Below are 25,258 nucleotides of genomic sequence, written 5' to 3' on the forward strand. Positions count from 1 at the left end.
TGAAGAAGTCGGATTACGGCGCGTTGGCAACGGCGGCGGGTGGCGTCCAGATCACGTCCTTGATGCTCAAGGGTTTGGGGATCAATTTGAGTTGGTAGAAGCTGTCGGCGATTTTCTGCTGGGCGGCGACCACTTCCGGGGTCAGGAACAGCGCGCCGTAGCCCTGGCGTTTTACCGAGGTCAGGGTGATGTCAGCCGGCAGACCGAGCAGCGGTGCGACTTGTTCGGTGACTTCCTGGGGGTTGGCCTTGGACCATTCGCCCACGGCGCGCACTTCTTCCACCAGCGCCTTGATCACTTGCGGATGTTGTTCGGCATACGGTTTGGTCGCCAGGTAGAACTGATGGTTGTCGGCGATGCCGGTGCCGTCACGCAGGGTGCGGGCCTGCAGTTGTTTCTCGGCGGCGGCCTGGTACGGGTCCCAGATCACCCAGGCGTCCACACTGCCACGCTCGAAAGCGGCACGGGCATCGGCGGGCGGCAGGAATACGGTTTGCACATCGGTGTATTTCAGGCCGGCATCTTCCAGGGCCCGCACCAGCAGGTAGTGCACGTTGGAGCCTTTGTTGAGCACGATTTTCTTGCCCTTGAGCTCGGCCACGGATTTGATCGGTGAGTCTTTCGGCACCAGGATCGCTTCGCTGGTCGGCGCCGGTGGTTCGTAGGCCACGTAGAGCAGGTCGGCACCGGCAGCCTGGGCGAACACCGGCGGGGTTTCGCCGGTCACGCCAAAGTCGATGGAGCCGACATTCAGGCCTTCAAGCAGCTGGGGGCCGCCAGGGAACTCGGTCCACTGGACATTAACGCCCTGGGCCGCCAGGCGTTTTTCCAGGGTGCCCTTGGCCTTGAGCAGCACCAACGTGCCGTATTTCTGATAGCCGATCCGCAGGGTCTCGGCCGCTTGAGCTTGAACAATGGCGCCGAAGGACACAGCCGCAGCAAACAGTGCGACCAGACCACGACGCAAGATGACAGTGCGCATGGCGCTCTCTCCAAAAATGCGATTAGGGGTTTTGGCTGCACCTGCTTGGCCGTTGGCGGCTGAGTAAGGTGAGTGTTTCGGTATATCAGTGAGGCTCAGATGCTCCAGCGAGCACTCAACAAACGTTCGTTCAACACGTGGGGGTCCAGCGGTTTCGGGCGACGGGCCATGGCGCCGTACAGTGTTTCCAGGGCTTCGTGCAAACGCTGTTCGAGTACTGGCACCAACTGCGCCTGGGCACTGCCTTCGCCATACGCGATCTGGCTGTCTTCGGCAAAGATGCCGTGGAGCAATTCCTGGGCCTTCAGCGCCGACAGCACCGGCTTCAAGGCATAGTCCACCGCCAGCATGTGGGCGATGCTGCCGCCGGTGGCCATCGGCAACACGATCTTGTGGGCCAGGGCGCGTTCGGGCAGCAGGTCCAGCACGGTCTTCAGCGCGCCGGAGAACGAGGCCTTGTACACCGGCGTAGCGATCACCAGGCCGTCAGCGTTAGCCACTTGTTGCAACAGGTCGATGACCTTGGGGCTGTCGAAGCGCGCATGCAGCAGGTCCTCAGCCGGGAAGTCCCGTATCTGGTAACTCACCACTTCTACGCCTTTGTCTTGCAACCACTGACGGGTTTTATCCAGCAATACCCCGGAGCGGGAGCGCTGGCTGGGGCTGCCTCCAAGTGTTACGACCAACATGCAGGAATTCCTTGAGCAGGTGTCGGCGGTTCGCTGTGTGGCGATGGCGCCAAGATGGAACAGACCTTATCAGCAGATTCATATATCTATAAATCTTATTTTTTCATTTGTTTATTCTTTAAATGCATATACCAGGTATGAAATCGCAGCCGAAAAAAAAGGCCGTCGAAACGGCCTCAAAACCCCTGCTATGTGATCAGCGATTCGGTTGTGGTGTCAGGCGCAGGTACGGCTTCACCGCGCGATAGCCCTTCGGAAAGCGTCTCTTGATCTCTTCCTCATCCTTGAGCGAAGGCACGATCACCACCTCATCACCGTCCTGCCAGTTGGCGGGCGTGGCGACCTTGTGGCTGTCGGTGAGCTGCAACGAGTCGATGACCCGCAGGATCTCGTGGAAGTTGCGCCCGGTGCTGGCCGGGTAGGTAATGGTCAGGCGGATCTTCTTGTTCGGGTCGATCACGAACAAGGAACGCACGGTGAGGGTGTCACTGGCGTTGGGGTGGATCAGGTCGTAGAGGTCGGACACTTTGCGATCGGCGTCGGCCAGGATCGGGAAGTTGACAACAGTGTTCTGGGTTTCGTTGATGTCTTCGATCCACTTGTGGTGCGAATCCACCGGGTCGACCGACAGGGCGATGGCCTTGACGCCGCGCTTGGCGAATTCGTCCTTGAGCTTGGCGGTGAAACCCAGCTCGGTGGTGCACACCGGGGTGAAATCCGCCGGGTGGGAAAACAGCACACCCCAGCTATCGCCCAGCCATTCGTGGAAACGAATCGTGCCGGCGCTGGAATCCTGTTCGAAGTCGGGGGCGATATCGCCCAGTCTTAGGCTCATGGTGTGGCTCCTGGTGAGTGCTTATGGAGCCCACTGTGCATGGATTGTGGATTATTTAAAAAGAATAAATATCAATTTATCTAGACGATAAAGGAATATTAAAAATCTGTTCATTGGACGCGGGGGCAGACGAGGAGCAACATCGTTTTCAAGGTTCGAGAAGGCCTTGAGACGCTGTACAAAGAGGGGTCAGGAAGGGCCTGCGGGGGTTTGGCCCGACTTGAAAGCAAGACACCCTGCCCGGTGTTGCACCGGGCAGGGCTTTACAGGCTTACAACAGCGTCACGCTACTAGAACAGTGGCAGCGAGTAGCTGACGATCAGGCGGTTTTCGTCCTGGGAACGGGTGTTCGCCAGGTCGGTACGCCACATAGCGTTTTTCCAGGCAACACCCAGGTTTTTCAGCGGGCCTTCCGGAATCACATAGGCAACAGTGATGTCGCGCTCCCACTCGGATTGACCAGTGGTTTCGGCACGACCGTTGTTGTTGGCGATGGTGTCGATGTCGCTACCTTTCAGGTAAACAACACCAGCGGTCAGGCCAGGTACACCGACTTTTGCGAAGTCATAAGCGTAGCGAGCTTGCCAGGTACGCTCGCCAGCGCGGGCGAACTTCTGGATCTGCATGTCGGTAGTGATGTAAGCCGACGAGCCGTCGCCCTGGTTCAACCAAGGGAAGTCGCTGCTACCATTGCTGACCTGGTAACCACCACCGAAGGTGTGACCGGCAACGGTGTACAGGAACAGGCCGCTGTACAGGTTGTTGTCGACCTTGCCTTTACCCGCGTTGAAGTTGTTGTAGTTACCGCTGGAGTAGTAAGCGGCGGTGTCGCCGTTCTTGCCATCGTCCGAGCTGTTGAAATAACGCAGGTCAGACTTCAGAACGCCTGGACCGATTGCCCAGTTGTGGGTCAGACCAAGGAAGTGCTGCTTGTAGAAGTCCTCCAGATTGCCGTAGTAGTACTGGGCAGTCAGGTCTTTGGTCAGCTTGTAGTCACCACCGGCGTAGTAGAACTTGTTGCTGAACTTGCCGGCATTGTAGTTGGAACTACCGTTGGCGCCGCCAATCGACAGGTTTTCGTTGTTGCTGGAGTTACGGCCCTTGGCCTTTTCCACCTGACCGGCCACCAAGGTCAAATCCTTGATGTCGTTGGTGGTGATCTGGCCGCCTTGGAAGGTTTGCGGCAGCAGACGACCATCGTTGGTCACGATAACCGGCAGTTTTGGCTGCAGGGTGCCCAGCTTCAGTTCGGTCTGGGAGATCTTCACCTTACCGGTCACGCCCAGGCTGGCGTAATCGTGGACGGCTTTGTTGCCGTCGCTTGGGAAGACGGTACCGCCCGAAGCAGTGCCGGTGTAGTTACCGTGATCAGCACGGCTCGAATCCAGACGCACGCCGTACAGACCAATCGCGTCAACACCGAACTGCACAGTACCTTGGGTGTAACCCGAGATGAAACGTAGATCGAAGCCTTGGCCCCATTCAGCGTTTTTGCTACGCGTGTTGGACGTGGCGTTAGGGTGACCGTCACGGTTATCGGTGTTGATGTAGAAGTTACGCAGCCCCAGAGTTGCCTTACTGTCTTCGATGAAACCGGCGGAGTTTGCCTGCTGGGCAATCGCAGCCAAAGCTACGGCCAACGCCAATGTTGACTTCTTCATGTACCGCTCCTCTCATTTCTAATTTTTGTATTTCTTTGGTCTCGGGTCTGACGCCCTCGATCCACAGATGCGCGATTAGCGCCAGATAGTGACCACCAAGTCAATCGTAACCTTGTGTGTCTACTACCTTCGTCTAATCGCAGTTGATTTGGTCCCTGCAGGGTAATGAGTTTTTCATACACCCAAAAAGAATTATTTCATTCTTTTTCATACGATTCGGGAATAAGCCTTTGCATGACGCGAACCCGTCAGCGTAGACGAACCGCTTCACAAGCTAATTCCTAAAGGGTATTTGTTAGCACTTTTTTAGATCGATTAGTGTGGCCGTAAGGTTGCATACGTCACCCACGATCAAAAAGGCGACGCCATCATGGCCAAACGCATATCCTCCCGTCAATTTGTTACAGTTTTTGTGTCACTAATAGTTTCTTTTGGTGTCCAAGCGGCCGATTTGCCCATCGGCTAGAAAATTGCCTGGCGCCATTCAACAGTGGGCCGGAAGTCGTAACCGCCATCGCCTCGGGCGACGTGCAAATCGGCAACCTCGGTTCCAGCGCCGCTGCCGCAGCGGCATCACGGAATCTATCCATCGTCGCGTTCATCGTATCGGCCCAGATCAATACTTCTGAAGCATCGGTGGTGCGTAAGGACAGCCACATTGACGCACCCAAGGATTTGATCGGTAAAACCATCGCCACGCCGTTTGTCTCAACCTCTCATTAGTAGATTCGAAACCGGTGCAGAAAATCGCGAAAATGACAGGCGCCGACGCCGCAGACATTCATGAGCTGCTAGCCGGCACGACATTCCCGGATGCCCAGGCACAACAAAACGATGCGCTGCCAAAAGACGGCACGGTGAAGGCAATCGGGGAGACGGCGAAGCTCTTGGAGTAACAGGGGAAGGTTGAGGTAGTGCTGCCGGATGACTCGGCCTTCGTGACCGACAAATTCGTCAAGCCCTGCTCCCTGTAGGAGCCGGTTAACCGGCTCCTACAGGGTGTGGGTTACAGGGCCTTCTCGAAGATCTTCGAATTACGCTGATAGTTGTACAGCGACGCCCGCGCCGACGGCAGGCGGTCGACACTGCTCGGCACAAACCCCCGCTCACGGAACCAGTGCGCGGTGCGGGTGGTGAGGACAAACAAGGTCTTCAACCCCTGCGCCCGGGCACGGGCCTGGATGCGCTCCAGCAACACATCGCCACGAGCGCCATGGCGATATTCCGGGTTCACTGCCAGGCAAGCCAGCTCTCCCGCGTCCGAATCGGCGATCTGATACAGCGCTGCACAGGCGATGATCATGCCTTCGCGCTCTACCACGCTGAACTGCTCGATCTCACGTTCCAGCACTTCCCGCGAACGGCGTACCAGGATGCCCTGCTCTTCCAGCGGGCTGATCAGGTCGAGCAAACCGCCGACATCCTCAATCGCCGCTTCGCGCACCTGCTCGAATTGCTCTTGGGCCACCAGCGTACCGCCGCCGTCCCGGGTAAACAGCTCGGTGAGCAAGGCGCCGTCTTCGGCGTAGCTGACAATATGGCTGCGCCCTACTCCACCCCGGCACGCTTCGGCGGCGGCATCGAGCAATTCGGCCTGGTAGTTGGTTTTGCCCAGGCGCTGCAGGTGAGCCGGCACCTGTTGCGGGCGCAGCTCGCGTACCAGGCGGCCGTTTTCATCGATCAAGCCCATATCGGCGCCAAACAGCAGCAGCTTGTCGGCGCCCAGGTCGATGGCGGCGCGGGTCGCGACGTCTTCGCAGGCCAGGTTGAAGATCTCACCGGTGGGCGAATACCCCAGCGGCGACAGCAACACGATGGAGCGCTCATCCAGCAAGCGATTGATACCCTTGCGGTCGACGCGGCGCACTTCGCCAGTGTGATGGTAGTCCACGCCTTCGAGTACACCGATCGGACGTGCCGTCACCAGGTTGCCGCTGGCAACGCGCAGGCGCGAGCCCTGCATCGGTGACGAGGCCATGTCCATCGACAGGCGCGCTTCGATGGCGATACGCAGATGGCCGACCGCGTCGATCACGCACTCCAGGGTTGCGGCATCGGTGATGCGCAAGCCTTCGTGGTAAGCCGGGGTCAGGCCCCGCGCTTCAAGGCGCGCTTCGATCTGTGGGCGCGAACCGTGGACCAGTACCAATCGCACACCCAGGCTGTGCAGCAGCACCAGGTCGTGGACGATATTGCCGAAGTTGGGATGTTCCACACCATCGCCAGGCAGCATGACCACAAAGGTACAGTCGCGGTGGGCATTGATGTAGGGGGACGCATGGCGAAGCCAGTTAACGTAGTCGGGCATAGAACCTGGGCCTGTAATAAAAAGCAGCCGAAAAAGGATGAATCGTGAAAGCGCACGGCGGGCTGATGGTTATCGTCGGAACAGGCTTGGCGACACGCTCACTCTCCTTCTATGTACGAACAGGCAGGGGTTAATTTATGCAGGTTTCAGGCAGTAATGTTCGATCAGTTCCCGCAATAGACGCACTGTAGGCGTCAAGCGTGACATTTCGAGGTATTCGCCCGGCTGGTGTGCGCAGGCGATGTCGCCGGGGCCGAGCACCAGGGTTTCACAACCAAGGCGCTGAAGATAAGGCGCTTCGGTGCCGAACGCTACTGCTTCGGCACGATGGCCGGTCAATCGTTCCGCCACCCGTACCAGTTCGGCATCTTCCGGTTGCTCGAACGGCGGTACTTCGGGGAACAGGGGCGCATAGTCAATCTTGACCTGATGGCGCTCGGCCACCGGCTGGAGCTTCTGGCGAATCGCATCGCGCAGCACCTGGGGGTCCATGCCCGGCAGTGGGCGCAGGTCGAACTCCAGGGAACACTGGCCGCAGATGCGGTTGGGGTTGTCGCCGCCGTGGATGCAACCGAAGTTCATGGTCGGTTGCGGCACGCTGAACTGAGGGTTGCGGTACTCGCGCTGCCAGGCCAGGCGCAGGCCGCGCAGTTCGCCGATGGCGTCGTGCATGGCTTCAAGCGCGCTGTGGCCCAGGCTGGGGTCCGACGAGTGGCCGCTTTGGCCAAGAATATCGATGCGTTCCATCATCACGCCTTTGTGCAGGCGGATCGGCTTGAGGCCGGTCGGCTCGCCGATCACCGCTGCGCGACCCAGCGGGCGGCCCGCTTCGGCCAGTGCGCGAGCGCCGGACATGGAGCTTTCTTCATCACAGGTGGCGAGAATCAGCAGAGGCTGTTTGAACGGCTGATCCAGCAGCGGCAACACCGCTTCGATGGCCAGCGCGAAAAAGCCCTTCATGTCGCAGCTGCCCAATCCTACCCAACGGCCGTCAACTTCCGTCAGCTTGAGCGGGTCGGTCTTCCACAGCGCTGCGTCATAAGGGACGGTATCGCTATGACCCGCCAGCACCAGGCCTCCGGGCCCACTGCCGTAACTGGCCAACAGGTTGAACTTGCCGGGGCTGACTGGCTGGATGTCGATGGCGAAACCCAGATCCCCCAGCCAAGCGGCGAGCAAGTCGATCACCGGGCGGTTGGTCTGGTCGAGAGAGGCCTGGGTGCAGCTCACGGATGGCGCGGCAATCAACGCGGCAAACTGCTCTTTCATGGACGGTAACGGCATGCTCGGCCTCTCGACTTCCCGGATGAGCCTCACTATAGAGCCATCTGCACGACACAATAAACCGTTGCGGCGCGTTGCCGGGCTCAGTCCTGTACACTGCACGACCTTGGCAGCCACTCATTTCCCCGGCTGCGCTCCCGATCCTGGATGTTCCGGCCATGCAAAAAGAAACTGAAATCAAGCTCCGCGTCAGCCGCGAGACCCTCGCCGCGCTGCGTGAGCACCCGCTCCTGAAAAAACGCAACAAAAGTGGCTGGGAACGCCGTGAGTTGATGAACCAGTACTTCGACACCCCCGAGCGCGACCTGGCCCAGGCCAAAGTCGCCCTGCGCCTGCGCAAGGACGGTGACGACATCATCCAGACCCTCAAGACCCGCGGCCAGAGCGTCGCCGGCTTGTCGGAACGTAACGAATACAACTGGGAACTGCCTAAAGCCAAGCTCGACGTGAAGAAGCTCGACGGCGAATGCTGGCCCGAGCAACTGGCCGAGCTGGACAAAAAGACCCTCAAGCCGATCTTCACCACCGACTTCGTGCGTGAGCGCGCCGAAATCGCCTGGGGTCGCGGCAAGGCCAAGGTGGTGATCGAAGCCGCCCTGGATCTGGGCCACGTGGTGGTCGGCAAGCAGAAAGAAGAAATCTGCGAGCTGGAACTGGAACTGCGCGAAGGCGAACCGGCCGCCCTGCTGGAGTTGGCCGCCGAGCTGGCCGCGACCCTGGCGTTGATGCCGTGCGATATCAGCAAGGCCGAGCGCGGCTACCGCTTGTACGACGCCAGTAGCTACTCCCTGAGCCTGCCGGCGCCGCAGATCCACGCTGAAATGCCGCTGGACGATGCCTTCGCTGCGATCATGTGGCACCTGCTGGGCAGCAGCCAACGCCTGGCCGAGCAATACCGTTTCAATGGCCACTGGCGCCTGCTGCAAGACTGGGTCGACAACCTCGGCGAACTGCGTGCCCTGGTCGGCAGCCTTGGCCAGGCGGCACCGCGTCAGTCCACCAGCGAACTGCGCAGCGCACTCGATGCCCTGCTGGAAGACTGGCGTCCACTGGTACAGGCCGGTGATGACGACGAGGACATCCGCAAAGCCGCGCCGGAACAGTTCGCCGAAGAACTGGACGACGTGCGCTGGGGCCTGTTCTCACTGAACGCTTCACGCTGGCTGCTCGCCCGCACCTGGACCGCCGACCGCAACGTGCGTGGCAACCGCCAGGGCGCCGCGCAAATCACCAACTGGCTGCCGCGCCTGCTGGCCGACGACGCTGTCGCCCTGCAACTGCCGCGCTACCAGCAACAGCCGGAAGACCTGGCCGAGCAACTGCCGCGTATCGAACGCATCCAGGCCTGGCTGCACCATGCGCGCCAGGTGGTCGACATTCCGGAACTGGACCGTCTGTACGGCGAGCTGAACAAGTTGGTGCAACTGGCCAACCAGCCGATTACCGATGAGTCGCTGGATGCGCGGATGCATCAGGCGATTGCGGTGTATCAGAACCGGGCGTGGAAGACTCTGCTGCGTCTGTAAGGCCGCTATCACCAGCCTGTCAGCGCAATACTGGCAGGCTGGTGGTGGATTTGATCTCGGATAAAGCCACAATCGAATTAACCTCCTGAATCCCAGGCACCATCGACAGTTTCTCGAAGAAAAACCGCTCATACGCCTCGATGTCCGAGGTGACGATACGCAGCAGAAAGTCCACCGCCCCCATCAGCACATAACACTCCAGCACTTCCGGGAACCCGCGAATCGCATCGGTGAACTCGGTGAAGTTGGAGCGGCCGTGGGCGTTGAGTTTCACCTCGGCGAATATCTGCGTGTTGAGGCCGATCTTCTTGCGATCCAGCAAGGTCACCTGGCCACGAATCACGCCCTCTTCCTTGAGCCGTTGGATACGTCGCCAGCAAGGCGACTGGGACAGGCCGACCTGTTCGGCGATCTGCGCGCTGGAGAGAGAAGCGTCTTCTTGCAACAGGGCCAGGATACGGCGGTCGTAGGCGTCCAACTCGCTGTGCATATAAATACCCTCCATCGCACTTATTCTGAATTGATTGATTCGATTTTCGACAAATAAGGCCCATCTTAGATAAGAAATCTCCCGTGGCGAATGTAAAAATTTCTCCAGTCGAATCCGGAGCTTTCCCATGCATGCCGTCGAAACCAACCACCCCGCCACCCGCGTCGATGCGTGGGCCGTCAACAGCGCCCATTGCCAGGCCCATTACCAGATCGTCGCCGAGGCGGAGCCCGACGTGATGTGCCGGGTACTCAACTATTTCGCTCTGCAATTCCTCACGCCACAGCAGGTTACGGTCAACCGCGAAGAAGACCTGTTAAACATCGGCATCGTGATGGACGGCCTGAGCTGGCACCGCGCCCAGGTGATCGGTGAAAAGATTCGAAACCTGATCAGCGTGTGCACACTGGACGTGTGGTCGGCTGATTCCGTGGCGCCTCAGGCAGTGATGACGGTTGCTCAGTAAGACCCTGCAATACACGCCGGGAGGAAGATATTCAGGGGCTGGCTAGCCTGGGATTTACGCCCACTGCCCTCAGGAAAATCTCCATGCCGGTTGATCAACGATTGGAACTGCGTCAGCTGCTGCCGGCTTTGCTCGAAGGGCGAGTGATCACCCCGGAAGTTGCACAGCAGTTGTCGGCGCTGCCGGCCAGCAACACCTTGCATCCCCTGGAAAGCATCGCAGCCCTTGGCCCCAGTCTGGAAACCCTGACCGAATGGCTGGCCCAGCATGCCGGGCAACCGTACCTGCGCATCGATCCGTTGAAGATCGATGTGGCGACGGTCGTGCCGCTGATGTCCCATGCGTTCGCCCAACGCCACGCCATCCTTGCAGTGGCGGTGGACGCGCAGACGGTCACCGTCGCCAGCGCCCAGCCCCACGTCACCAGTTGGGAAGCCGGGCTGGCGCAGGTGCTCAAGCGCTCGATCAAGCGTGTGGTTGCCAACCCCCATGACATAACGCGCTGTATCGGCGAGTTCTACCGGCTGGCGAAGTCCGTCAGCGGCGCCGATCAAAAAGTTGCGGCACCGGGCAACAACGAACTGCTCAACCTCGGCGCCAGCGACCAGGAGCCGGATGCCAACGACGCGCATATCGTCAACATCGTCGACTGGCTGTTGCAGTACGCTTTCGGCCAGCGGGCCAGCGATATCCACATTGAACCGTGCCGTGAACAGGGCCGTGTGCGCTTTCGCATCGACGGGTTGCTGCACGACGTCTATCAGTTCCCGCCCCAGGTCACGATGGCAGTCGTCAGCCGCCTCAAAAGCCTGGGCCGCATGAACGTGGCAGAAAAGCGCAGGCCCCAGGACGGCAGGGTCAAGACCAAAAGCCCGACCGGAGCGGAAGTGGAGTTGCGCCTGTCCACCTTGCCCACGGCGTTTGGCGAAAAGCTGGTGATGCGGATCTTCGACCCACAGGTGCTGCTCAAGGGCTTTGACCAGCTTGGTTTATCGGTTGAGGACCAGCAACGCTGGCAAGCCATGACGAGCCAGACCAACGGCATCATCCTGGTCACCGGCCCTACCGGTTCAGGCAAGACCAGCACCCTCTACACCACGCTCAAGCAATTGGCCACGCGGGAAGTCAACCTGTGCACGGTGGAAGACCCGATCGAAATGGTCGAGCCGGCGTTCAACCAGATGCAGGTGCAGCACAATATCGACCTGACCTTCGCCAGCGGCATCCGCGCCCTGCTCCGCCAGGACCCGGACATCATCATGATCGGCGAGATCCGCGACCAGGAGACCGCCGAAATGGCGATCCAGGCTGCATTGACCGGGCACCTGGTGCTGTCGACCCTGCATACCAACGATGCGCCCAGCGCCATCAGCCGCCTGCAGGAGCTGGGCATTGCGCATTATTTGATCAAAGCCACCTTGCTCGGCGTAATGGCGCAGCGTTTGGTGCGGGTTCTGTGCCCCCACTGCAAGCGTGCGTTGGGTGACGCCCATGAAGCGGTCGGTTGCGTTGAATGTCGACACAGCGGTTATCAGGGGCGGGCCGGCGTTTACGAAATCATGGTTTTGAACGAAGCGCTCAGGACTTTGATCACGCCTGGGGCCGATGTGCAGGCCCTGCGCCAGGCAGCAGTGACTCACGGCATGCGCAGCTTGCGTATGGCCGGCATGCAGAAGGTCGCGGCGGGGCTCACCACGATGGCGGAAGTCTTGCGGGTGACTCCCGGGGATTCGGTAACAAATCCTTTGTTTGTTAAGCAGTGAAACCGTTCTTATCGGTGACAACACCGTTACAATCGGCCCAACGTCGTTTCACTGACACCATCAGATAGGGAATCGCTATGCAGATCGGAACCGTACTGCTTCTTTTCGTGGGGCTGGCCATCGCCATCCTGTTCATGGGCTTCAAGGTGGTCCCCCAGGGCTACCAATGGACGGTCGAGCGTTTCGGCCGTTACACCAATACCCTCAAGCCTGGCTTGAACATCATCATCCCGGTCATGGACCGCATCGGTCGCAAGATCAACGTGATGGAAAGCGTACTGGATATCCCGCCCCAGGAAGTCATCACCGCCGACAACGCCACCGTGCAGATCGACGCCGTGTGCTTTTTCCAGGTGGTCAACACCGCCCAGGCCGCCTACGAGGTGAACAACCTCGAACACGCCATCCGCAACCTGCTGCAAACCAACATCCGTACCGTGCTCGGCTCCATGGAACTGGATGCCATGCTCAGCCAGCGTGACGGCATCAACGAAAAACTGCTGAAGACCGTGGACGAAGCCACCGCGCCGTGGGGGATCAAGATCACCCGTATCGAGATCAAGGACATCAGCCCGCCCGCCGACCTGATGGCCGCGATGTCGGGCCAGATGAAAGCCGAACGGATCAAGCGTGCGCAGATCCTCGAAGCCGAGGGCCTGCGCGCCTCGGCGATCCTGACGGCAGAAGGCAAGAAGCAGGCACAGATTCTCGAGGCCGAAGGGAGCCGCCAGGCGGCGTTCCTTGAATCCGAAGCCCGTGAGCGTCAGGCCGAAGCCGAAGCCCGCGCCACACAGGTGGTATCGGAAGCAATCGCGTCGGGCAATGTGCAGGCGGTCAATTACTTCGTCGCACAGAAATACATCGACGCCCTGGGCAAGCTGGCTTCGGCCAACAACAGCAAGGTCATCCTGATGCCGCTGGAAGCCAGCCAGGTGATCGGCGCAGTTGGCGGTATCGGCGAGATCGTCAAGGCAACGTTCGACAACAAGAAAGGCTGAGGCCAGCGCCATGTGGGATTTCCTGCAGCATCTGTCGTTCTGGGATTGGCTGGCACTGGGCACGGTACTGCTGATTCTTGAGGTATTCGGCGCTGGCGGTTACCTGTTGTGGATGGGTATCGCCGCGGCGGCCGTGGGCGTGATCAAGTTCCTGGTGCCACCCCTGGGGCTGGAATGGCAACTCCTGCTGTTTGCCGTGTTGTCGATAATGACGGCGGTGTACTGGTGGAAACGTCAGCGCAGCAGCGCCAAGGCCAGCGACCAGCCGGGGCTCAACGAACGCGGCTCCGAGCTGATCGGCCGCACCTTCGTGGTGCACCAGGCGATTGTGGATGGCCGGGGCAAGGTGAAAGTCGGTGATGGCGTGTGGATGGTGACCGGCCCGGACAGCCCCGTAGGCGCCCAAGTACGGGTGGTTGGCCAGGAAGGCGTGGTGTTAAGGGTTGAAACTGTTTAGTCAGTGATGGAACTCGATTGGGCTAACTACAATCATAAAGTACAGATAACCCACCCGGAGTCACCCATCATGCGTCTCAAATATGCTGTCGCAACCCTTGCTGTGCTTTCCCTCCCTGTCGGATCAGCCATGGCCGACAGTTTCTGGCGCAATGTCATCTCGTCCGGCGCCACTACCGGCTCGACGTACCTGACCTTCAAGGACCACAAGCTGGTGGTCGCTGCACAAGACGACGCAGGCAGCTTCGTTGCCAGCGACGGCGGCATCCGTGGTCCATACCTGGAAGCAGCAATGCAGAAAGTTCGCGCTGATAACCCTGGTCTGCAGGCCACGGACATGGAGTTGGCCAACGCCATCCTTGCGAAAAATGCTGTCACCGAGTGATTCCATCGCTCTGAAAAATGCCGCTGTTGAAGCGGCATTTTTTTGTCCACGTTTTTCCCCGCGCATGACAATTCATTCACGGGCGACAGGCTATATTCAGTCAACCCGTGCAACCATGCCGGTACTGATACCTCGCTTACTCATCGCCAACCTGAAACGGATGCCTTCGTCGTCATGAGCCAACTGCCCTTCCTGCCGTTTTCCAAACCCACCATTGATGAAGCCACCATTGCAGCGGTCGGCGATGTACTGCGCTCGGGCTGGATCACCAGCGGGCCGAAGGTCCAGGCATTCGAGGCGCAGTTGTCGGAGTACCTTGGCGGTCGGCCGGTGCGCACCTTCAACTCGGGCACCTGCACCATGGAGATTGCCTTGCGCATTGCCGGCATCGGTCCGGGCGATGAAGTCATCACCACGCCAATCTCTTGGGTGGCCACGGCCAACGTGATCCTGGAAGTGGGCGCTACGCCGGTGTTTGCCGATATTGACCCGGTGACCCGCAATATCGACCTGTCCCAGGTGGAAGCGGCGATTACCCCGCGCACCAAGGCGATCATCCCGGTCTACCTGGCCGGCCTGCCCCTGGATATGCCGATGCTGTATGCACTGGCGAACAAGTACAACCTGCGCATTATCGAAGATGCGGCGCAGGCGCTGGGTTCCAGCTGGGATGGCGAGCGTATTGGCGCCACCGGGGATTTTGTGTCGTTCAGTTTCCAGGCCAACAAGAACATCACCTCTTCCGAGGGCGGCTGCCTGGTGTTGAACAACGCCGAAGAGGCACGGCTGGCGGAAAAATACCGCCTGCAGGGCGTTACCCGCACCGGCTTCGACGGCCTCGACGTGGATGTATTGGGCGGCAAGTTCAACATGACCGACATCGCCGCCGCCATTGGCCTGGGGCAATTTGCCCATATCGAGCAGATCACTGCTCACCGCCAGAACCTGGCGCGGCACTACTTCAAATGCTTTGGCAGTGACTTTGAAGAGCAGTACGGCGCACAACTGCCGCCGGCAGACTTCGAGAACAGCAACTGGCACCTGTTTCAACTGGTGCTGCCGGAACGTCAAGACGGTCTGCCAGCCCGCGCCACCTTCATGGAGCAGATGCAGGCTCATGGCGTCGGCATTGGCTATCACTACCCGCCGATCCACCTGCTGAGCCTTTATCGGGCACAGGGGTTCAAGGAAGGCATGTTCCCGGTGGCGGAGAGAGTGGGGCGTTTGATCGTGTCGTTGCCGATGTTTACAGCGATGACAGAGGCGGATGTGGAGCGGTCGGTGGCAGCCGTGAAGGCGGTTCTACAGCCCTGAAAACACATTGCGGGAGCCGTTTGACCGGCTCCCGCAACAGGATCACTCGCCGATGGCGGCTTTGTAGCCGGCAGCATCCAGCAATTTATCCAGATCAGCCGGGTTGCTTGGCTTGAGCTTGAAGATCCAAGCGCCGTAGGGATCAGAGTTCAGCAGCTCCGGGCTACCACTCAGTTCTTCGTTGACGGCAATCACTTCGCCTGCAACCGGGGCGTAGATATCCGAGGCGGCCTTGACCGACTCAACCACACCCGCCTGGCCAGTCGCGTCAAACTGGGCGCCCACTTCGGCCAACTCAACAAACACCACATCACCCAACGCTTCCTGGGCATGGTCGGAAATACCGACGGTCACGGTGCCGTCAGCTTCCAGGCGTGCCCATTCGTGGCTTTCGGCAAAACGCAGGTCGGCAGGGATATCGCTCATAGTCTGTGTCCTCAAGAAGTAATGTCAGCGGCCTTCGGCCTGCCGGAAATAGGTTAGATCAAGGTTTTGCCATGGCGCACGAAGGTCGGTTTGACCACTCGAACCGGGTACCACTTGCCGCGGATTTCCACTTCGGCCCGATCAGCGGTTGCCGTCGGTACACGCGCCAGCGCAATGGATTTGCTCAGCGTAGGAGAGAAACTACCACTGGTGATCTCCCCTTCGCCAATATTGGCGATACGAACCACCTGGTGAGCACGCAAAACCCCGCGTTCTTCCAGCACCAGCCCGACCAGTTTGAACTGCACACCAGCTGCTTTTTCCGCTTCCAGTGCGGTGCGGCCAATGAAATTACGCTCGGCCGGTTCCCAGGCGATGCTCCAGGCCATATTCGACGCCAGGGGCGAAACCTCCTGGTGGATGTCCTGGCCGTACAGGTTCATGCCCGCTTCCAGGCGCAAGGTATCGCGGGCGCCGAGGCCGATGGGTGAAATACCAGCGCCCACCAGGTCATTGAAAAAGCCCGGTGCCTGATCGGCAGGCAGGACAATTTCCAGGCCGTCTTCGCCGGTGTACCCGGTACGTGCGATAAACCAGTCACCATCGGCGTGGCCTTCGAAGGGCTTGAGCTGGTGAATCAGGGTGCTGCGCGATTGAGTGACCAGCTCAGCGATCTTCTGCCGGGCGTGGGGGCCTTGGATGGCCAGCATCGCCAACTCGGCGCGCTCATGCAGTTGCACCTGATAGTCGCCCAGTTGCGCGTGCATCCAGGCCATATCCTGGTCGCGGGTGGCGGCGTTGACCACCAGCCGATAGGCGGCCTCGGTGCGGTAGACAATCATGTCGTCCACCACGCCGCCCTGCTCGTTGAGCATGGCGCTGTACAACGCACGGCCGCAGTCGTGCAGGCGTTCGACATCATTGGCCAGCAGGTGCTGCAGCCATTCCTTGGCCTGGGGGCCGCTGACATCGATCACGGTCATATGAGATACATCGAACACCCCGCAGTCGCGTCGCACCTGATGGTGCTCCTCAACTTGCGAGCCGTAGTGCAGAGGCATATCCCAACCGCCAAAATCGACCATTTTCGCGCCGAGGGCGAGATGCAGGTCATACAGAGGCGTACGCTGTCCCATGGGTTTCTCCTTCCGGGCTTGGCGAAGGTGCGCGGAGCTACTGTCCGCGCTGAACACCTTGATTCACAAGGCCTGCAGCCACGTCCAGCGACCCGCTCCAAAAGACGAAGCGCACCGAATGCCGCGCATTGTAGCCGCAAGCCGTAGGACTGGCACCTAACCGATTTGCCGTGCAGAGCGTCGGATGAGCCCGATCACCGGCAACAGGCCCACCAGCACCAGGGTCAACGCCGGCAAAGAGGCCCGTGCCCACTCGCCTTCGCTGGTCATTTCAAAGATCCGCACCGCCAGCGTGTCCCAGCCGAACGGGCGCATCAGCAAGGTGGCAGGCATTTCCTTGAGCACATCGACAAACACCAGGAGTGCTGCGCTCAACGTCCCCGGCAACAGCAACGGGAGATACACTTTGCAAAACAGTCGTGGACCACTGACGCCAAGACTGCGTGCAGCTTCCGGCAGGGACGGACGGATACGCGCCAGGCTGTTTTCCAACGGCCCATAGGCCACCGCCAGGAAACGCACCAGATACGCCAGCACCAGCGCCGACAGGCTGCCCAGCAACAACGGCTTGCCCGCCCCGCCGAGCCAGCCGGACAGCGGCACCACCAGTTCACGGTCCAGATAGCTGAACGCCAACATGATCGATACCGCCAGCACCGAGCCCGGCAAGGCATAGCCAACGTTGGCCAGGCTGATACCGGAACGGATCGCCCGTGTCGGCGCCAGGCGGTTGGCGAACGCCAGTACCAGCGCCACGCTGACCGTGATCAAGGCCGCGATGCCGCCCAGGTAAAGCGTATGGAGGATCAGGCCCGAATAGCGCTCATCCAGATCGAAGCGGCCGCGCTGCCAGAACCAGGCCACCAGTTGCAGCATCGGGATGACAAACGCGCAGGCGAACACCAACGCGCACCAACTGCTGGCTGCGGCCGCCTTGACCCCGCGCAGGTGGTACAACGCCTTGCCCCGTGGCCGCTCATTGCCTGGCCGGCTGGCGCCCCTGGCGCGCCGCTCGCCGTACAGCACCAACATCACCACCAGCAGCAACAGGCTGGCCAGTTGGGCGGCGCTGGAAAGACTGAAGAAGCCGTACCACGTCTTGTAGATGGCGGTGGTGAACGTATCGAAGTTGAACACCGAGACCGCGCCGAAATCCGCCAGCGTTTCCATCAACGCCAAGGCGACTCCAGCCCCAATCGCCGGGCGCGCCATGGGCAGAGCCACGTGCCAGAACGCTCGCCATGGCGATTGCCCGAGCACCCGCGCGGCCTCCATCAGGCCTTTGCCCTGGGCCAGGAATGCGGTGCGCGCCAATAGATAAACATAGGGATAGAACACCAGGACCAGAACGATGATCACACCGCCGGTGGAGCGCACCCGTGGCAGGCGCAGCCCGGTGCCGAACCATTCACGCAACAGGGTTTGCACGGGGCCGGAGAAGTCCAGCAGGCCGACAAATACAAAGGCCAGCACATAGGCAGGAATGGCGAACGGCAACATCAGTGCCCAATCGAGCCAGCGTCGTCCGGGGAATTCGCAGAGGCTGGTCAGCCAGGCCAGGCTGACGCCCAATAGGGTCACGCCAATGCCGACGCCCAGCACCAGGGTGAGCGTGTTGCCCAGCAGGCGCGGCATCTGGGTTTCCCACAGGTGCGACCAGACCTGTGCATCGATACTTTGCCAGGACAGCAACAGCACGCTCAGCGGCAACAGCACCAGGGCGGCGACGGTAAAGACCGGCAGGTACCAGCGGCGTTGGGCGGGGTGGGCCAAAGTCAGCTCTCAATGAATGTCTTAAATTCAACTCAATCCAATGTGGGAGGGGGCTTGCCCCCGATGGCGGTGGATCTGTCCATGATGAGTGAACTGATATATCCCGCTATCGGGGACAAGCCCCCTCCCACATTTTGACCCGTAGTGTGTCAGTTCCAGCCGGCGCGATCCATCAACCGAATAGCCTCAGCCTGTCGCTTGCCCGCGACTTCCACCGGCAAGGTATCCGCGACGAACTTGCCCCACGTCGCCACTTCGGCTGACGGCGGCACCGCCGGGTTGGCCGGGAACTCCTGGTTCACGTCGGCAAAGATCTTCTGCGCCTCAGGCGTGGTCATCCACTCCACCAGCGCCTTGGCGGCTTCCGGATGCGGCGCGTGCTGGGTCAGGCCGATACCCGACAGGTTCACGTGCACGCCACGGTCACCCTGGTTCGGCCAGAACAGCTTCACGGCCAGGTCCGGCTTCTGCTTGTGCAGGCGGCCATAGTAGTAGGTGTTGACGATACCCACGTCGCACTGCCCGGCGTTGATGGCTTCGAGCACGGCGATGTCATCGGAGAACACGTCGGTGGACAGGTTGTTGACCCAACCCTTGACGATCTCTTCGGTCTTGGCCGCGCCGTGGGTTTCGATCAGGGTGGCGGTCAGCGACTGGTTGTAGACCTTTTTCGCCGTACGCAGGCACAGGCGGCCTTCCCATTGTTTGTCGGCCAGGGCTTCGTAGGTGGTGAGGTCACCCGGTTTTACCCGGTCGGTGGAATAGGCGATGGTGCGTGCGCGCAGGCTCAAGCCGGTCCAGGTGTGTTTTGACGAGCGATATTGCAGGGGAATGTTCTTGTCGATCACCGGAGAGGTGAACGGTTGCAGGATACCCATCTGCTCGGCCTGCCAGAGGTTGCCGGCATCGACGGTGAGCAACAGGTCGGCGGTTGCGTTTGCGCCCTCGGCCTTGATGCGCTGCATCAGCGGCGCTTCCTTGTCGGTGATGAACTTGACCTGCACGCCGGTTTTTTGGGTGTAGGCGTCGAAGACCGGCTTGATCAGCTCATCGATACGCGAGGAGTAGACCACCACTTCGTCGGCGGCCTGCACGGTGGTGCTGCCGATCAGGGTGAGTGCCAGGGCAGTCAGGAGGCGCTTGGGTGCCAACATGGGTGCGGTCTCTCATTTGCAAAAAGAGGGCAAATGATAAGGACTCACATTTGGTAGCGCTCGGTGGAGGCGTTACCAGATGTTGCATGACGGATATTGCTTGTAGGCTGATGGCCTCATCGGGGGCAAGCCCCCTCCCACAAGGGTCGCATTTCAATACCAGGGTTTGGCAAGGTCCGGTAGATCGCCAGTCAGGCCGAGAGCCTGGCGTACGAACACGGCCTTGGCCTCGGGCATCTGGTCGACCATCTTCAGCCCGGCGTTGCGCAGCCAGCGCAGCGGTAGTTGATCGGCCTGGAACAACCGCTCAAAGCCCTCCATCGCCGCCATCAGCGCCAGGTTATGCGGCATGCGTCGACGCTCGTATCGGCTCAGCACCTTCACGTCCGCCAGGCGCTCGCCGCGCTCGGTCGCCGCCAACAAGACTTCAGCCAATGTCGCCGCATCAAGGAAGCCCAGGTTCACGCCCTGTCCCGCCAATGGGTGGATGACGTGGGCCGCGTCGCCGATCAATGCCAGGCCTTCGGCCACGTAGCGTTTGGCGTGGCGCTGACGCAACGGGACGCACACGCGCGGGTCGGCGCTCAGCACCGTACCAAGGCGCCCTTCAAAGGCGCGTTCCAGTTCACGGCAGAAACGTTCATCATCCAGCGCCATCAAGCGCTCGGACTCGGCCGGCGTGGTCGACCAGACGATCGAACACCAATCCTCATGCCCATCCCGCACCAGCGGCAAAAACGCCAGCGGGCCGGTATCGGTAAAGCGTTGCCACGCCGTGCGCTGATGCGGCTGGCTGCTGCGCACGCTGGTAACGATGGCGTTATGCAGATAATCCCATTCGCGGGTGGCGGTGCCGGTCAGGCGGCGTACGGCGGAGTTGGCACCATCGGCGGCCACCACCAGCGGCGCGCGCAATTTGCGCCCGTCGGCCAGGGTCAGCAGCCAGTCATCGCCGGAGCGGCGCATCTGTTCCAGGCGCGCATTGGCCAGCAGGCCCAGGTCGCAGTCGTGCAGACGGTCGAGCAAGGCATCCTGCACAACGCGGTTCTCGACGATATGCCCGAGCACCTCGGCATGTACGCTGGCCGCCGAGAAGTGGATCTGCCCGGTGCCGCTGCCGTCCCACACCTGCATCTCGCCATAAGGGCTGGCGCGGCGCGACAGGATGCCGTCCCACACGCCCAGGCGTTCGAGGATGCGTTGGCTGGCAGCCGACAAGGCGCTCACGCGGGGTTCAAACGCCGCGTCACGGTCGAACGGCTTGACGCTCAGCGGGCTGCCGTCGAGCAGCAGCACCTGCAGGCCGCTGCCCTGCAACGCCAGCGCCAGGGCGCTTCCGACCATTCCGGCCCCGACAATCAGCACATCTGCGCGCATATCCATGCTTTAAGCCTGTCTCACTGGCGGCTTGCGCCGCACGTAAAGGGTTTTGTCGACCCGCGCCACCAGGGTGCCGGAGCCGTCATGAATCTGCACCTCGAGGTGGGGCAGGTACTTCTCGCCACCTTCGGTGTGTCGACGGATCTCGTCCAACAAGGTCTCGTCGATGGAGAATTCGGCATACACCGGACCTTTGCCGGGCGAAATGAAATCGATACTCGCCGCCTTGTCCCACACGATGTAGTCGCGGCCCAGGTTCTCCATCAGCATCAACATGTAGAACGGGTCAACCATCGAGTACAGGCTGCCGCCGAATTGCGTGCCGACATAGTTGCGGTTGTACCAGCCCAGGCCCATGCGCACTTTGACGTGACGAAAATCGGCGCTCATGTGCTGCACGCTGACCCCCGCGCCCAGATACGGCGGGTACAGGGTCATGATCCAACGCAACAACCGCGCCTTGCCCAGACGCGCGATCAACCACTTACGCATCGGGGCGCGTGCCCAGGCCCATGGCCTGCCGGGCGAACCAGCGCTTGGCCGGCGGCAACAGGTCCAGGCCCAGCAAACCCAGGTTGCGCCCCACCGCGACCAACGGTTGGGCGCTGCCAAACAGGCGGGTGACCTGGTCGGAGAAGCCCACGGTGAGGCTCTGGTCCAGTCGCTGGCGCTCGCGATAGCCCTGCAAGGTGGCTAAATCACCCGGCACCTGCGGCCCGGCCAGCAAGGCCTCGGCCAGGGCATTCGCGTCACGCAGGGACAGGTTGAAGCCTTGCCCGGCAATCGGGTGCAGGCTGTGGGCGGCATTGCCAAGGATCGCCAGGTGCGAACGCACCTGCTCCTCGGCTTCCACCAGCGTCAGCGGATACAGGTGGCGGGCACCGACCTGCTTGAGGGTGCCCAGGCGATAGCCGAACACACCCTGCAATTCACTCAGGAAACTGCGCTCATCGAGACCGGCCAGGCGCTGCGCATCCATGCCGATGCGGGTCCAGACCAGCGCGCAGCGGTTGTCTGGCAGCGGCAGCAAGGCCATCGGGCCTTCATCGGTGAAGCGCTCGAACGCCTCGCCGTTGTGGGCTTCGCTAGGGGTGATGTTGGCGATCAGCGCGCTCTGATTGTACGGGCGGGTTTTCACGCCAATGCCCAATTGCTCGCGCAGGCCGGAGCGGCCGCCGTCGGCCAGTACGGCAAGATCACACTCCAGCACGGTTTCATCATTGAGGGTCAGGCGGTAGCCATCGGGCAGCGGCTCCATGCGTGTGACCTCGGCCGGGCAACGCCAGCTGACCACGTCTTTGTCCAGGCCTTGCCACAGGCATTGGCCCAGCCAGGCGTTTTCCACCACGTAGCCGAGAGCCGGCACGCCCTCCTCCATCGCGGACAGACGTGCAGTGGAGAAACGCCCACGGTCGGACACATGGATCTGCTTGATCGGCTCGGCGCGGCGGGAAATGTCCTGCCACAGGCCCAGGCGCTGATAGATTTGCCGGGCGCCGAAGGACAGCGCCGACGAACGTGCATCGTAGCTCGGCTGGTAGCTGTCGCCCGGCGCGAAGGGTTCGATCAGCACGATCTTCCAGCCACGGGCCCTGGCCCCGGCCTGCAACGCCAGTGCCAGGCTGGCACCCACCAGGCCGCCGCCGATGATCGCCAGGTTGACCCGGCTCATCGGGCAGCCGCCATCAGCGCTTCGATGTCGGCGACGGTCTTGGGCACGCCGCCGGTCAGGATTTCACAGCCTTGCTTGGTCACTACCACGTCGTCCTCGATGCGTACGCCAATGCCACGCCATTTCTTTGCCACGTTCTGGTTGTCCGGCGAAATGTAGATCCCCGGCTCCACGGTCAACGCCATGCCGACTTCCAGCACACGCCATTCACCGCCCACTTTGTATTCGCCCACATCATGTACATCCATGCCCAGCCAATGGCCGGCGCGGTGCATGTAAAACGCCTTATAGGCTTCGCTGGCGATCAGTTCGTCGACGTCACCCTGCAACAATCCCAGCTTGACCAACCCGGCGGTGATGACGTGCACGGTCGCCTCATGGGCCTGGTTCCAATGCTTGTCCGGGGCGATCTCGGCGAAGGCCGCTTCCTGGGAGGCCAGCACAATCTCGTAGATCGCCTTTTGTTCCGGCGAGAACTTGCCATTGACCGGCCAGGTGCGGGTGATGTCGCTGGCATAGCAGTCGATCTCGCAACCGGCGTCGATCAGCACCAGGTCGCCGTCCTTGAGCACCGCGTCATTCTGCTGGTAATGCAGGATGCAGCTGTTGCGCCCGGCGGCGACGATGGAACCATAGGCCGGCATTTTCGCGCCGCCTTTGCGAAATTCATAATCCAGCTCGGCTTCCAGGCTGAACTCATACAGGCCGGCCCGGCTGGCCTGCATCGCCTTCACGTGGGCCGCGCAGGAGATTCGCGCCGCCTCGCGCATCACCTTCACTTCCGCCGCCGATTTATACAGGCGCATGTCGTGCAACAGATGATCCAGCGCAACGAATTCGTTCGGTGGCTGGGCGCCCAGGTGGGCTTTGGAGCGGATCACGTTGATCCATTCCATCAGGTGCCGGTCGAACTCCGCATTGCTGCCCATGGCCGAGTACACCCGGTCGCGGCCTTCGATGAGGCCGGGCAGGATGTCGTCGATATCGGTGATGGGGAAGGCATCGTCGGCGCCAAAGTCACGGATTGCGCCTTCGGTGCCGGCGCGCAGGCCGTCCCACAGTTCGCGTTCGGCGTTGCGTTCGCGGCAGAACAGCACGTACTCGCCGTGCTGGCGACCGGGCATCAGCACGATCACCGCTTCCGGCTCGGGGAAGCCGCTCAGGTACTGGAAGTCGCTGTCCTGGCGGTAGACATGCTCGACATCACGGTTGCGGATCGCCACGGCGGCGGCCGGCAGGATCGCGATGCTGTTGGGTTCCATCTGCGCCATGAGCGCCTTGCGGCGCCGGGTGTATTCCGCTTTCGGGATATGGATCATGGGCAGATGGGTTTCCTTTCTTAGTGCAGCGAAGGCTTGGGTGCAGCCGGCTCAGCCGATTTTTTGGTCTCGGTGAACAGCAGCAGCGGCGCGACGCGCAGGTATTCCATCACTTCCATGTAGTCGCCCTCACCGTCTTCGGACTCTTCCAGGGCGTCTTGCACCTGGGAGATGGCTGCCAGGTCCTGCAGCACTTCCTTGGCGTCGGTGCTCAGTTCCAGGCCGCCGGCGTTCACGCCGAAACCGTGGAGGAAGCCCTGGCACCATTGGCCCAGTGCGGCGGCACGCTCGGTAAGCGGCGCGTCGTCGGTCGGCAGCAGCAGGACCACGGTGACGTCATCACCGGTCAGCTCGCCCTTGACCATCTCTTGCAAGCCGATCAGCGCGTTGCGCACGTTGTCGGTCGGTTCGGTTTCCAGCAGCTCGGCCACGTCGGCCAGCCAGTTGTCGGCATCAAAGCCGACGCCGGTGCAGCTACGGCCCAGCAACACGCCGTGCAGTTCGGCTGGCGAGCAGGGGTGGCCGCTGGCGCTCAGCAGTTTGGAGAAAGCATCGTATGGGGAGTTCTGAATAGGCATGGTGAGCTAGGCGCCAGACGGCGCAATGTCTAGAATGGAGCGCTGTATCCTAGCACCGGCAGACGTACCAAGACTATCAAGGGCGTCAGATCGTTTATCCTGCAGTTGCCATTCATCAGACAAATCCAGTGGAACCCAATGGAAGACACCGACCTGCAAGCGCTGATGGCCAGACTCGAATTGCTAATTACTCGGGTCGAGCAACTTAAGAGTCAAAACGGACTCCTATTAGCTCAGGAAAAGACCTGGCGCGAGGAACGCGCTCACCTCATTGAAAAAAACGAAATCGCCCGGCGTAAGGTCGAATCGATGATTTCGCGCCTGAAGGCCCTGGAGCAAGACTCATGAGTTCAAGCAATAGCGTCACCGTGCAGATCCTCGACAAAGAATATTCGATCATCTGCCCCCAGGAAGAGCGCAACAACCTGGTGAGCGCCGCCCGCTACCTGGATGGCAAGATGCGTGAAATCCGCAGCAGCGGCAAAGTCATCGGCGCTGACCGCATCGCCGTGATGGCCGCCCTGAACATTACCCACGATCTGCTGCATAAGCAGGAACGCCCTGACGTGCAGGCCAGCGGCTCGACACGTGAGCAGGTGCGTGACTTGCTGGAACGTGTCGATCTGGTGCTTTCCAGCGACCCGGAAGCACCCAAGGGCTGAT

General features: G+C 60.9%; 25 protein-coding genes and 1 pseudogene. 10 read left to right on the forward strand and 16 right to left on the reverse strand.

Translation table 11 applies throughout. The annotated features are described in order from the left end of the window. Positions 1-13 precede the first annotated feature (13 nt). The 4 genes from LUU92_RS27560 to LUU92_RS27575 form a co-directional block, all read right to left on the reverse strand. Positions 14-982 (reverse strand): sulfonate ABC transporter substrate-binding protein, encoded by a 969-nt coding sequence (locus tag LUU92_RS27560; RefSeq protein ID WP_071490434.1) that lies wholly within the window; start codon positions 980-982, stop codon positions 14-16. Between the two features lie 95 nt (positions 983-1,077). Beyond that, the gene (gene ssuE, locus LUU92_RS27565; protein WP_058426479.1) at positions 1,078-1,671 is read right to left on the reverse strand and encodes an NADPH-dependent FMN reductase; all 594 of its coding nucleotides are present in this window, start codon (positions 1,669-1,671) and stop codon (positions 1,078-1,080) included. Between the two features lie 196 nt (positions 1,672-1,867). Beyond that, on the reverse strand, positions 1,868-2,506 hold the full coding sequence (locus LUU92_RS27570; protein WP_071490435.1) for a peroxiredoxin: 639 nt from the start codon (positions 2,504-2,506) through the stop codon (positions 1,868-1,870). 290 nt (positions 2,507-2,796) lie between these two features. Then, positions 2,797-4,167 (reverse strand): OprD family porin, encoded by a 1,371-nt coding sequence (locus LUU92_RS27575; protein ID WP_071490436.1) that lies wholly within the window; start codon positions 4,165-4,167, stop codon positions 2,797-2,799. Between the two features lie 370 nt (positions 4,168-4,537). Between LUU92_RS27575 and LUU92_RS27580 the strand changes: the two are divergent. Continuing rightward, positions 4,538-5,141 (forward strand): annotated as a pseudogene (locus tag LUU92_RS27580) (ABC transporter substrate-binding protein). A 32-nt stretch (positions 5,142-5,173) separates the two neighbouring features. Here LUU92_RS27580 and argA read toward each other — a convergent pair. Both argA and argE read right to left on the reverse strand, forming a co-directional pair. Then, complete coding sequence (argA, locus tag LUU92_RS27585) at positions 5,174-6,475, reverse strand: amino-acid N-acetyltransferase (RefSeq protein ID WP_071490437.1); 1,302 nt, start codon at positions 6,473-6,475, stop codon at positions 5,174-5,176. 135 nt (positions 6,476-6,610) lie between these two features. Further along, positions 6,611-7,759, reverse strand: coding sequence for an acetylornithine deacetylase (gene argE, locus LUU92_RS27590; protein ID WP_071490438.1), 1,149 nt, complete (start codon positions 7,757-7,759; stop codon positions 6,611-6,613). 158 nt (positions 7,760-7,917) lie between these two features. On the opposite strand from argE, the gene LUU92_RS27595 reads away from it, so the two are divergent. Next, positions 7,918-9,285, forward strand: a complete 1,368-nt coding sequence (locus LUU92_RS27595; RefSeq protein WP_222540612.1) for a CYTH domain-containing protein — start codon at positions 7,918-7,920, stop codon at positions 9,283-9,285. A 19-nt stretch (positions 9,286-9,304) separates the two neighbouring features. Here the strand turns inward: LUU92_RS27595 and LUU92_RS27600 are convergent, their stop codons facing one another. Then, positions 9,305-9,775 (reverse strand): Lrp/AsnC family transcriptional regulator, encoded by a 471-nt coding sequence (locus LUU92_RS27600; protein WP_010207358.1) that lies wholly within the window; start codon positions 9,773-9,775, stop codon positions 9,305-9,307. Positions 9,776-9,902: 127 nt separating this feature from the next. Here LUU92_RS27600 and LUU92_RS27605 point away from each other — a divergent pair, with 127 nt between their 5' ends. The 6 genes from LUU92_RS27605 to LUU92_RS27630 all read left to right on the forward strand — a co-directional run bounded on the left by LUU92_RS27605 (position 9,903) and on the right by LUU92_RS27630 (position 15,157). Next, entirely contained in the window at positions 9,903-10,241 is a 339-nt protein-coding gene (locus LUU92_RS27605) for an ACT-like domain-containing protein (RefSeq protein ID WP_257102915.1), read from the forward strand. A gap of 83 nt (positions 10,242-10,324) precedes the next feature. After that, positions 10,325-12,004 carry a GspE/PulE family protein gene (locus LUU92_RS27610; RefSeq protein ID WP_257102916.1) on the forward strand — a complete coding sequence of 560 codons (1,680 nt, stop codon included), beginning with the start codon at positions 10,325-10,327 and terminating at the stop codon, positions 12,002-12,004. A 77-nt stretch (positions 12,005-12,081) separates the two neighbouring features. After that, positions 12,082-13,002, forward strand: a complete 921-nt coding sequence (locus tag LUU92_RS27615) for an SPFH domain-containing protein (RefSeq protein ID WP_010207363.1) — start codon at positions 12,082-12,084, stop codon at positions 13,000-13,002. A 10-nt stretch (positions 13,003-13,012) separates the two neighbouring features. Beyond that, a complete protein-coding gene (locus LUU92_RS27620; protein WP_071490443.1) occupies positions 13,013-13,459 on the forward strand; it encodes an NfeD family protein in 447 nt (148 codons plus the stop codon). Positions 13,460-13,528: 69 nt separating this feature from the next. Beyond that, entirely contained in the window at positions 13,529-13,843 is a 315-nt protein-coding gene (locus LUU92_RS27625) for a DUF2388 domain-containing protein (protein WP_003176799.1), read from the forward strand. 174 nt (positions 13,844-14,017) lie between these two features. Continuing rightward, a complete protein-coding gene (locus tag LUU92_RS27630; RefSeq protein ID WP_092241782.1) occupies positions 14,018-15,157 on the forward strand; it encodes a DegT/DnrJ/EryC1/StrS family aminotransferase in 1,140 nt (379 codons plus the stop codon). Positions 15,158-15,199: 42 nt separating this feature from the next. On the opposite strand, the gene gcvH is transcribed toward LUU92_RS27630, so the two are convergent. The 9 genes from gcvH to LUU92_RS27675 all read right to left on the reverse strand — a co-directional run bounded on the left by gcvH (position 15,200) and on the right by LUU92_RS27675 (position 24,595). Beyond that, positions 15,200-15,583, reverse strand: a complete 384-nt coding sequence (gcvH, locus tag LUU92_RS27635; protein WP_071490445.1) for a glycine cleavage system protein GcvH — start codon at positions 15,581-15,583, stop codon at positions 15,200-15,202. A 53-nt stretch (positions 15,584-15,636) separates the two neighbouring features. Continuing rightward, positions 15,637-16,719, reverse strand: coding sequence for a glycine cleavage system aminomethyltransferase GcvT (gene gcvT, locus LUU92_RS27640; protein ID WP_257102917.1), 1,083 nt, complete (start codon positions 16,717-16,719; stop codon positions 15,637-15,639). A 156-nt stretch (positions 16,720-16,875) separates the two neighbouring features. Then, positions 16,876-18,492: an ABC transporter permease gene (locus tag LUU92_RS27645; protein WP_071490447.1), complete on the reverse strand. Its 1,617-nt coding sequence runs from the start codon at positions 18,490-18,492 to the stop codon at positions 16,876-16,878. A 149-nt stretch (positions 18,493-18,641) separates the two neighbouring features. Then, positions 18,642-19,646, reverse strand: coding sequence for an extracellular solute-binding protein (locus LUU92_RS27650; RefSeq protein ID WP_071490448.1), 1,005 nt, complete (start codon positions 19,644-19,646; stop codon positions 18,642-18,644). A gap of 153 nt (positions 19,647-19,799) precedes the next feature. After that, positions 19,800-21,023 (reverse strand): 2-octaprenyl-3-methyl-6-methoxy-1,4-benzoquinol hydroxylase, encoded by a 1,224-nt coding sequence (locus tag LUU92_RS27655; protein ID WP_257103879.1) that lies wholly within the window; start codon positions 21,021-21,023, stop codon positions 19,800-19,802. A 9-nt stretch (positions 21,024-21,032) separates the two neighbouring features. Then, complete coding sequence (locus LUU92_RS27660) at positions 21,033-21,518, reverse strand: DUF4442 domain-containing protein (protein WP_092241773.1); 486 nt, start codon at positions 21,516-21,518, stop codon at positions 21,033-21,035. Continuing rightward, a complete protein-coding gene (gene ubiH, locus LUU92_RS27665; RefSeq protein ID WP_071490451.1) occupies positions 21,511-22,698 on the reverse strand; it encodes a 2-octaprenyl-6-methoxyphenyl hydroxylase in 1,188 nt (395 codons plus the stop codon). Before ubiH ends, LUU92_RS27660 begins: the two co-directional genes overlap by 8 nt. Continuing rightward, positions 22,695-24,017, reverse strand: coding sequence for a Xaa-Pro aminopeptidase (gene pepP / locus LUU92_RS27670; RefSeq protein ID WP_071490452.1), 1,323 nt, complete (start codon positions 24,015-24,017; stop codon positions 22,695-22,697). The genes ubiH and pepP overlap by 4 nt, the downstream gene beginning before the upstream one ends. Before the next feature lie 20 nt (positions 24,018-24,037). Further along, positions 24,038-24,595, reverse strand: a complete 558-nt coding sequence (locus tag LUU92_RS27675) for a YecA/YgfB family protein (protein WP_058426458.1) — start codon at positions 24,593-24,595, stop codon at positions 24,038-24,040. A 138-nt stretch (positions 24,596-24,733) separates the two neighbouring features. Between LUU92_RS27675 and LUU92_RS27680 the strand changes: the two genes are divergently transcribed. Both LUU92_RS27680 and LUU92_RS27685 read left to right on the forward strand, forming a co-directional pair. Next, positions 24,734-24,943 (forward strand): TIGR02449 family protein, encoded by a 210-nt coding sequence (locus tag LUU92_RS27680; protein ID WP_007982902.1) that lies wholly within the window; start codon positions 24,734-24,736, stop codon positions 24,941-24,943. Then, complete coding sequence (locus LUU92_RS27685) at positions 24,940-25,257, forward strand: cell division protein ZapA (protein WP_058426457.1); 318 nt, start codon at positions 24,940-24,942, stop codon at positions 25,255-25,257. Before LUU92_RS27680 ends, LUU92_RS27685 begins: the two co-directional genes overlap by 4 nt. Position 25,258 lies beyond the last annotated feature (1 nt).

The sequence above is a fragment of the Pseudomonas extremorientalis genome, from assembly GCF_024584605.1.
GTDB lineage: Bacteria > Pseudomonadota > Gammaproteobacteria > Pseudomonadales > Pseudomonadaceae > Aquipseudomonas > Aquipseudomonas extremorientalis.